Source organism: Candidatus Poribacteria bacterium, assembly GCA_021162805.1.
GTDB lineage: Bacteria > Poribacteria > WGA-4E > B28-G17 > B28-G17 > JAGGXZ01.
In genome coordinates, this window is sequence record JAGGXZ010000152.1 from 1 (window position 1) to 8,946 (window position 8,946).

The following is an 8,946-nucleotide window of genomic DNA, read 5'->3' on the forward strand; positions in this document are numbered from 1 at the left end:
AGACGGTGTTGACGGCGTCCATATCATCGGGGTTAGCTTCCAGTGATAGAAGTGCTGATTCGGCTTCGGATATCAGATCTTGTGTCTCCGTTATGAACGCTGATATCAACTCCGGATCCGAATCCTCAGGGAAGGAAAAACACCGAGCAGGCTCAGGCTGAGGATGGTTCTCCTCAGAAGCCTGCTCGGTGGAGGGCTCATCACCGGCAGGCGACCCTGTAGCTTCCCCGATCAGATTTTCTATCTCCCTCATAAGACCTGAGGGGTCAGAGGTTTCGCCGTGGATCAAATCGTTGAGCTTTTGCGACGCTTTGGAGAGCAAATCACGGGATGAAAGATGATCTGAGGTTTCTATGATCTTATCTATCGCTTCCTTCACATGAGTTAGTTCGGAAGTATCCGTTGGCTCCAGCTGGATCAAAAACGCCATCACGTCATCGAGATTTTCCAGATAGAAGGCATCTTTCTTTTCCATCGTCATTTCTCCCTTGATGAGGTTGAGATATGAGATGGAAATCTACTGAAAGATCAGGATCGGTGATCGATTGGCGATCAAGAGCATAATCGATTTATGCCTATTTGTCCCCTAATAAATCTAGGGCGACGCTATTGGTTCACATCTCGAATGAATGAGAGGTAGTAAGGCGGTAAATTCCTCGGGATGGTTCGCAATCATGGTAACACTTTCGTAGGGCGGCACTTTATGTGCCGCCGTTTTCGGCGGGGGTAAACCCCCGCCCTACGAGATAAAGCATTACCTTAATTTATCCAGGATATAAACCATCCAAAATTCCTCTTAAGTTTCGCCGAAATGATTCCGATAGACATATATGATCGCCCTGAAATTTCTCTTCGATAACTCGAAGGAAATTTTTGCTAAAGTTTATCGCGATAGTCTCCGATATAGGATTTCGGATTTTCCAGTGTTCATCTAAGATTTATTAGGAGACATTTAATTTTTTATATTCCGGATCATCCTCCGAAAGGTTGTCTCTCCCCTCCATCGTATCGTCATATCTATCGATTTGACTAACGGTTCAGGGTATGGTAAATAGTTAAGGTAACGCTCAGACTCCTCTTATCAGGGTGATCCTGAGGATGATCACGTATGATAAGATCTATGACGTCATAGTCGTCGGGGCGGGACATGCCGGATGCGAGGCCGCCTTGGCAGCGGCGAGGATGGGGGCGGAGGTTCTGCTCCTAACGATCAGCCTCGACACCATCGCACAGATGTCCTGTAACCCCGCCATCGGCGGACTGGCGAAGGGACAACTGGTCAAGGAGATAGATGCCCTTGGCGGGGAGATGGCCAAGAATATCGATAAGACCGGCATACACTTCAGACTTCTCAACACCAAAAAGGGGCCCGCCGTCCGATCATCCAGAGCTCAGGCGGATAAAAAACTATATCACGTGGAGATGAAGCGGACGATAGAGGAACAGAAAAAGCTGGAGGTCAAACAGGAGGTGGTCGAGGATCTGATCGTGGAGGACGGCAGGGTTAAGGGAGTTATAACCAAAACGTGTGCTTTCCTGGGCAGAACGGTGATACTTACGACCGGAACCTTTCTTAAAGGGCTTATACACATAGGCGATACGTCATTCGTCGGCGGAAGGTTGGGTGAACCGTCGGCCGAAAACCTGTCGGACGCCCTGAGAAGACTCGGGTTTGAGATAGGAAGACTCAAGACCGGAACGCCGCCTAGGGTAAACGCCAAAAGCATAGACTTCAAGGCGATGACGATCCAGTATCCGGATGATCCGCCTCGTCCTTTCTCCTTCTCGACCGATAGGGTGGATCGTCCCCAGGTGCCCTGTTATCTAACCTATACCAATGAGCGCACACACGAGATCATCAGACGGAACCTCAAACGCTCGGCCCGTTTCAGCGGCAGGATAAAGAGCGTTGGGCCCAGATACTGCCCTTCCATAGAGGACAAGATAGTCAGGTTTCCCGATAAGGAACGACACCAGATATTCGTGGAGCCGGAGGGATTGGACACGTTGGAGATCTACCTCAACGGCATATCCACCTCCATGCCCGTTGACGTTCAGGTGGAGATGCTCAGGACGATACCGGGGCTGGAACGGGTCGAGATCATGCGTCCGGCCTATGCGATCGAATACGATTTCGCCCCGCCGACTCAGCTCAAACCCTCGCTGGAGACGAAACTGGTTGAGGGACTTTTCTTCGCAGGCCAGATAAACGGAACGTCAGGATACGAGGAGGCCGCCGCACAGGGGATCATCGCCGGTATAAATGCCGTGTTGAAAATACGAGGCGAAGAGCCCCTGATACTGGATAGATCCCAGGCGTATATCGGCGTGCTCATAGATGATCTGGTCACGAAAGGAACCGACGAGCCATATAGAATGTTCACCTCCAGGGCGGAATACAGGCTTGTCCTGAGAGAGGACAACGCCGATCTGAGGTTGATGGAGATAGGAAGGCGATTGGGATTGATCGACGACGAAACGTACGCGAGGTTCTCAATGAAGAAAAGGCTCATAGCACAGGAAATGGAGAGGCTTCAGGAGATAAAGCTATACCCGAATCCGGAAACACAACAGATCATGAAAGAGATGGGCACAGCCCCTATCTCACAGCCGATGACCTTGAGGGATCTTCTCAAGAGGCCGGAGGTCTCCTATAGGATGATCGAGCGATTTTTCCCGCCGTCCCAGGAGATGCCATGGCAGGTCAAGGAACAGGTGGAGATACAGGTGAAGTACGAGGGATATATCAGGCGACAGGAGGAGCAGATAAAACAGTTTAGGAAAATGGAGCGGATGATCATACCGCCGGAGTTCGACTATTCAAAGGTCAAAGGGATCTCGAACGAGGCAAGGGAGAAACTTTCGAGGATCAAACCCCGATCGATCGGTCAGGCATCAAGGATATCCGGCGTCTCCCCTGCTGATATCTCCATACTGATGATCGCCCTGGAAGCGTGGAAGAGGAGGATGAATCGGGAATGACTGATTTCAAACGGTGTCTAAACCAGGCGATGAAAGAGGCGGGGTTTATCTTGGATGAAAGGCAACTTGAGAGGTTTAAACTCTATCGGGATGAACTTAAGAGGTGGAACAGGAGGATAAACCTTACATCTGTGGCTGACGATTGTGGTATAATTTACAAACATTTCGTCGATTCCGTTCTCCCGATCGTCTGTGGTCTGATACTTCCGAGAAGCCGTCTGGCGGACGTCGGAACCGGGCCGGGGTTTCCGGGGCTGTGCCTGAAGCTGATCGAGCCGACGTTAAAGGTGACGCTTATCGACTCCTCGCATAAAAAAACGGCTTTCCTCAAATGCCTGGTCGCCATGATGGGCCTGGAGGAAACCGAGGTAGTCAGGGCTAGGGCGGAGGAGTTAATCCGAAAGCCCGAATATTCAGGCCGGTTCGATTACGTCACGGCAAGATATGTCGCTGAACTCCGGAAACTCGTTCGATACTGTCTGCCCCTTCTCAAACCCGGCGGACGTCTCATCGCCTACAAGGGCAAAAACGTGAGGGGGGAATTGGATAAAGCCTTGGAACCGATTCAATGGCTCGGAGCTCAGGTGATAGATGTGGTGAGGTTTGAACGGCCATTGAAATACAGACTTCATAGATCCTTCGTGGTGATCGAAAAGAGGAAAGATGGCCAGGATATTGATAGCTTCATCGGATAAAAGTCTGATACGTGAGCTGTGTGAACTGCTTCCCGATGAGCATTCCGTTACGATAACCGGCGACTCATCGTTTCTCAGGAGGAGTTTGGAGAAGGTCGATCTTATATTCGCCGATCCCTCGATATCCATCCCCGCCGAGGTGTTCAAGGATGTCCCGATAATCCTGATCGTCGAACCTCAGCAGGAGGATCTGATCGGTCGGATGATCGATATGGGGGTCTGGGATATTCTGGTCAGACCTCTGAGACGATGGCAGGTTAAGCTGGCGCTCGGCAGATCTCTCAGATATCTGGATCTTACCTTCAAACCGTCCAGAGAGGAGATCGAAGAATTCATCGTCGGTCAGAGCCCCTGTATGTTGGAGGTGTTCGATCTGGCCAACAGAATAGCGTCGAGCAAGGCCACCGTGTTGATTCAAGGCGAAACGGGAACCGGTAAGGAGATACTAGCCAGATATATACATCGGATCTCACCCCGTAGGGATAAGCCCTTCATACCGGTGAACTGCGGGGCTCTGCCCGATACGCTTGTCGAGGATGAGCTATTCGGACATGAGAGAGGAGCTTACACGGACGCCTACTCGGAACGTAAGGGTAAATTCGAGCTCGCCGACGGCGGCACCCTCTTTTTGGATGAGATCACAACCCTTTCCTCCTCAGCCCAGGTCAAGCTGCTCAGGGTCTTACAGGAAGGGGAGTTCGAGAGGATCGGTGGAACTAGGACGATCAAGGTGGATGTGCGCATAATAGCCGCCACGAACGAGGACGTTAAGCTGAGCGTCCAGGAGGGAAGGTTCAGGGAGGATCTGTTTTACAGGCTGAACGTGGTGACCATCGATCTGCCGCCGTTGAGAGAGAGGCGGGAGGATATCCCCCTGCTGGTGGAACACTTCATCAGAAAACACAACCTCAGACACGAAAAGGAGGTCAGATCGATATCCGACGAAGCGATGAGAGCTCTGATGAGCTATAACTGGCCTGGAAACGTGAGGGAACTCGAAAACGCCATCGAAAGAGCGGTCATACTCTCAGAGGGCAAGAGAATAGGGATTGAAAACCTGCCCGCGTGGATAGTAGGCGAGTGGGAGAGATCAGACAAAACCGAACAGGAGGGCATCTTCATCCCCTTTGGGATGAAGATCGAAGATGTGGAGAGGAAACTCATCCTCGAAACTCTGAGGAAGGTAGGAGGAGATAAGACCAAGGCGGCGCGGATACTCGGCATAAGCCGCAGGACGATCTATAGGAAGCTTCAGGGGTAGAGAAGTTGAACCGCGACAGGGCAACGATCAACCATCCGGTGGCCGCGCTCCAGTATCCACCGTTTTGATACTCGTCCGGGGAAACCTCCACCGGCAGCCTCCCTGAACAGGTTCAGGTCTTTCATATGCCTTGTGCAGATACAGGCGATCTTCCACCCTCCATATCATCCCATCCCTCACGGTCACGGCACCGCGCTCATAGATTCGGATCTCGATCAGATCTAACCCGTGTCTGTATCTCCGGATAGATCGAAGTTCCCCGAGATCCAGGGTCTTACATGATCTTTCAAGCGCGACCTCATCGCGGTGGTGGAGATGTAGGTCAACGGCGCCGATGAGGGATAGGATCAGGATCATGGAGATCTTCCCCCTCATCTTGAGGCTCAGGCCATAAGAGAGGTTCGCACAGAGAAGCGATATCACCAATACCAGGGCTATCCCTTTCATGGAAATCTGCGTGGGAAAACCTCCTAATGAAATATATGAAATATCGTTTCCACCGCCAGGGCGGGGAAGTCGGTATGTATCCCCCAAATCGGGAGTCGGGCTAAGCGTCGGATCTCGTCCGGATCGTTCGTCCTACCTACGGTCACCGTGAGTCCGGATCGAACGGCCATCTCGACGTATTCCTCATCGGCGTCGTAGCTTTCAGGATTTATCATCTCGATGCCGTTTTCGACCGCAAGGCGAAGGTTGTCATATCTATCGCGGCCGAAGAGGAGGTTGGTCCTTAATCCGGGCTCGATCTCTTTAATCCTTATGAGATGGTTGAGGTGAAACGAGTAGACTATACATCTATCGATCAGATCGAACCTCCGTATCAGCTCAACCAGATCCAACTCTATTCCCTCGCTTTTTACCTCCAGACAGAGGATCGCTCCCGATAGATCTTCATCCTTCAGGATCTCCTCGAGCCTTGGGATCTTGCCCCTCTTACCGGGGAATTTCGGGTGTCGGAGGTGGATTTCGGCCAGTTCCCGAAGCGAAAGCTCCTCCACCCTATCCGTCCTGCCGGCAAGTCGCTCCAACGTCTCGTCGTGGAACAGGACGAGGTCCCCGCCCTTCGTGCGTCTGACATCCATCTCCAGCGCGTCAGCGCCCTGAAGGAGGGCCTTATGAAAGGCCTCAAGCGTGTTCTCTATCTCCTCGCCTGAAGCTCCTCTGTGTGCTATAACTTTTACGCTCATATCATCAATCTCTATGCTTTCGCACTTTTTAACCGCCGAGACACATAAGGAATTGTCCGCCGTCCACCTCTAAATCGTCGTTTGTTGTCATTAGGTCATTTGGCTTCGCCGTCATTTAATGACCATAAATGACAATAAATGACGACAAGTGACTATACTAAGAGACAGCGGACTGCCGACTGCGGGCATATCTGCGACCTTTGCTTCTCGCGATTTGGATTTTTACTGAGGTATAGTCAATCTATATATACCTGAAAAACCTCAGATGTTCCTCCGGAACCTCACATCTTTCCAGGAACTCCACGAACTGAGCATGTATCTCCTTGGCTTTATCATGATTTTCCTCGAAGAGGTTTCTCTCACATCCGGGGTCTTCCGGGAGATAGTAGAGCTCCGGGGCCAGCGGTTTCTCCTCGATAGCGGCCACCCTCCGCTTGATGCTATCGACCATCTCCGTCATCTCAGCACCTTCGACCTTTTCAACCTGGCTGCCGTAGATCAACATCCACTCGCCGTCCGTGATTGTGGCCCGATTTGTGGGATGCGGAACCTTGATTCCCCTTGAGGAGAGGGTGGGCGAGGCTATGGCGACATCCCTGACCTTATTCGCTTTCCCTTCGATGAGGGGCTTAAGCGAGTATCCCTGTACCGTAGGCGGTATCTCAACCTCCATGAAGTCGAGAATGGTGGGCATCAGGTCTATCGACTGAATGAGGGCTTTAATCCTCTTTCCCTCCATGCCGGGGACATACATGATGAGAGGTATCGCCGAGACCTCAGGATAGAGGGGGATGGACTGATGATAGTTCTCCCTGATAAGGGATTTACCTATATAGCCGTGTTCGCCCAGGTAAAAGCCGTGATCCGTGGTGAAGATCACGACGGTGTTCTTCATCAGCCCCAGCGATTCGATCCTTTCAAGCAGTAGCCCGATCCATCTATCGACCATCGTCGCCTCGGCGGCGTAAAGAGCCCTACAATGTTGGAGCTCCCTCTCGCTCAGGAACTCCCTCCACCTATCATATCTGGGGTAGATCACCTCCTCGCCGTCGTAATCCGGATCGAACATGTCCACGTAATGCTTGGGCGGGTCCCAGGGCTCATGGGGATCGAACGTATCGACGTAAAGGAAGAAGCGACTGGCGTAGTTCTCCTCCAGCCATTCGATCGCCGTTCTCATCGTCCTGGCGACGAAGTAATCCGACTCGTGTTTTCTCCAGGAGACGTTTTTCAGGTATTGGATGACCGTCCCATAGGGGTTGCGAAGTTTGTTCGGGTCGCAGGGGAGCTTGACGTCACTGGGCGCCGTCTTCCATCTATCATGTTCCTGCCCTCTGATAAGTTCCCAACCCTGAAATCCCCTCTGATAATTGAATCCGGGTGCGAACGGATGAGGTGTGTCAACGATCAGGCTGGTCAGGATGCCCGCCTTGTTGAGCGTATCCTGAAGGGTGATCTCCTTCGGATCAAGGGGCGACCACGGTTTATAGGTGAAGGTCGCCCTGCCGGTCAGAATGTCATTCCTGTTGGGAACCGTCGGAAAGGAGAGACAATAGGCGTTCTCAAACAGAATCGCCTCTGAAGCGAACTTATCCAGTGACGGCGTATGGGCCAGATCGCCGCCGTAGCAGGACAGATTATCCCTGCGAAACGTGTCGGAGATTATCAGTATGACGTTCATGCCTTGCCCCCTTATTCGTAGCTTTCAACGGTGAAGCACACCGTTGCCTCGAAGCTTTCACCCGGTTCGAGAACGATCAGACCGACGTCCAAGCCTTTAGCGGTCAGATTCGGGGCGTCGGTCGGACAGGTATAGGGTTCAAAGCAGATCGCTTCGCCCCTAGGCGGGGTATAGACGACTATCTCCCTGAAAACGGCCCCGGCCTCGACGATCGTTTTCAGTTTCACACCTCTATCATCTATGAAACACCTGGTGACTCCTCCCTCGTAGATCAAATCCGTATAGACATCGTCCAGTCTCGCTCCTGCCAGAGGCCTCGACGTTCTGAAATCCCTCCCTTCATCCACGGGTATCGTTCTGCCGGTGGGGAGGAAATCCCTTAGCTCCCACAATCTCCGAGCGGGTATTCTGACGAGACATCTCTCAGGAGGGGTCTCAGGTGAGATCGGGGCGCGGAAATAGGGGTGTAAGCCATAACCCATCGGCATTCTCTTGACCCCCGTGTTTTGAACCGAAAAACGCACCGTCAGTTCCCATCCCTTCAGGCTGTAGGTCAGCTCGGCGATGAAGGGAAAGGGATATTGTCTCATAACGTCGGGATATCTCTTTGAGTCGAAACTCAATGTCACATAGGCCGCATCCTGTGATCCCCGATCCGACACCTCCCAGGGACGTGTATATACCAGCCCGTGTATGGAATGTTCCCAGCCGGGACGTTTATCGAACTGATAGACCTGGCCGTCGAATGTGAAGGTCCCATCGCGTATTCGATTTGGGAAGGGGAAGAGGATCGGATTGCCGTAACCGCTCGGGGATTCCCGAAGTTGAGCAAGCGAGGGTGGGGGATCGATTATATCCAAGACCTTTCCCTTATGCGTGATCGTGAACTTGAAGCAGTTCGCACCGATCTCCGGGACCACCCTGGCCTCGCTTCCAGAGGATAGATCTTTGAGGACATGGACGTCAAAGCCGTCAACCCTTCCCACCTCAACCGAATATGACATCCCATTTTACCTCCTACCATGAATTATGATATAAATTTAGGAGGCAGGGCAGGAGGACTCTTATTACCTGGGCTTTAAAGCCCTTAAAGGAGTCTGTTCCCTGCCTGCCATAACCATAATAAGTTGGTTGGGCCAA

At 52.1% G+C, this 8,946-nt stretch carries 8 protein-coding genes; 3 read left to right on the forward strand and 5 right to left on the reverse strand.

Annotated features, from left to right (window positions below; genetic code table 11):
- Positions 1-475, reverse strand: a 475-nt coding sequence (locus J7M22_11805) for a hypothetical protein (protein MCD6507290.1), incomplete at its 3' end; no start/stop codon positions are given.
- Between the two features lie 617 nt (positions 476-1,092).
- Between J7M22_11805 and mnmG the strand changes: the two genes are divergently transcribed.
- The 3 genes from mnmG to J7M22_11820 are packed head-to-tail and all read left to right on the forward strand — an operon-like array spanning position 1,093 to position 4,938.
- Positions 1,093-2,982 (forward strand): tRNA uridine-5-carboxymethylaminomethyl(34) synthesis enzyme MnmG, encoded by a 1,890-nt coding sequence (gene mnmG, locus J7M22_11810; GenBank protein MCD6507291.1) that lies wholly within the window; start codon positions 1,093-1,095, stop codon positions 2,980-2,982.
- Positions 2,979-3,677: a 16S rRNA (guanine(527)-N(7))-methyltransferase RsmG gene (rsmG, locus tag J7M22_11815; GenBank protein ID MCD6507292.1), complete on the forward strand. Its 699-nt coding sequence runs from the start codon at positions 2,979-2,981 to the stop codon at positions 3,675-3,677. Before mnmG ends, rsmG begins: the two co-directional genes overlap by 4 nt.
- Positions 3,646-4,938: a sigma-54-dependent Fis family transcriptional regulator gene (locus J7M22_11820; protein MCD6507293.1), complete on the forward strand. Its 1,293-nt coding sequence runs from the start codon at positions 3,646-3,648 to the stop codon at positions 4,936-4,938. The genes rsmG and J7M22_11820 overlap by 32 nt, the downstream gene beginning before the upstream one ends.
- A gap of 27 nt (positions 4,939-4,965) precedes the next feature.
- On the opposite strand, the gene J7M22_11825 is transcribed toward J7M22_11820, so the two are convergent.
- The 4 genes from J7M22_11825 to J7M22_11840 form a co-directional block, all read right to left on the reverse strand.
- Positions 4,966-5,385 (reverse strand): hypothetical protein, encoded by a 420-nt coding sequence (locus J7M22_11825; protein MCD6507294.1) that lies wholly within the window; start codon positions 5,383-5,385, stop codon positions 4,966-4,968.
- A 23-nt stretch (positions 5,386-5,408) separates the two neighbouring features.
- Complete coding sequence (locus tag J7M22_11830) at positions 5,409-6,125, reverse strand: hypothetical protein (GenBank protein ID MCD6507295.1); 717 nt, start codon at positions 6,123-6,125, stop codon at positions 5,409-5,411.
- Between the two features lie 241 nt (positions 6,126-6,366).
- Positions 6,367-7,806 carry a sulfatase gene (locus J7M22_11835; protein ID MCD6507296.1) on the reverse strand — a complete coding sequence of 480 codons (1,440 nt, stop codon included), beginning with the start codon at positions 7,804-7,806 and terminating at the stop codon, positions 6,367-6,369.
- An 11-nt stretch (positions 7,807-7,817) separates the two neighbouring features.
- Positions 7,818-8,810 (reverse strand): aldose 1-epimerase, encoded by a 993-nt coding sequence (locus tag J7M22_11840; protein ID MCD6507297.1) that lies wholly within the window; start codon positions 8,808-8,810, stop codon positions 7,818-7,820.
- Positions 8,811-8,946 lie beyond the last annotated feature (136 nt).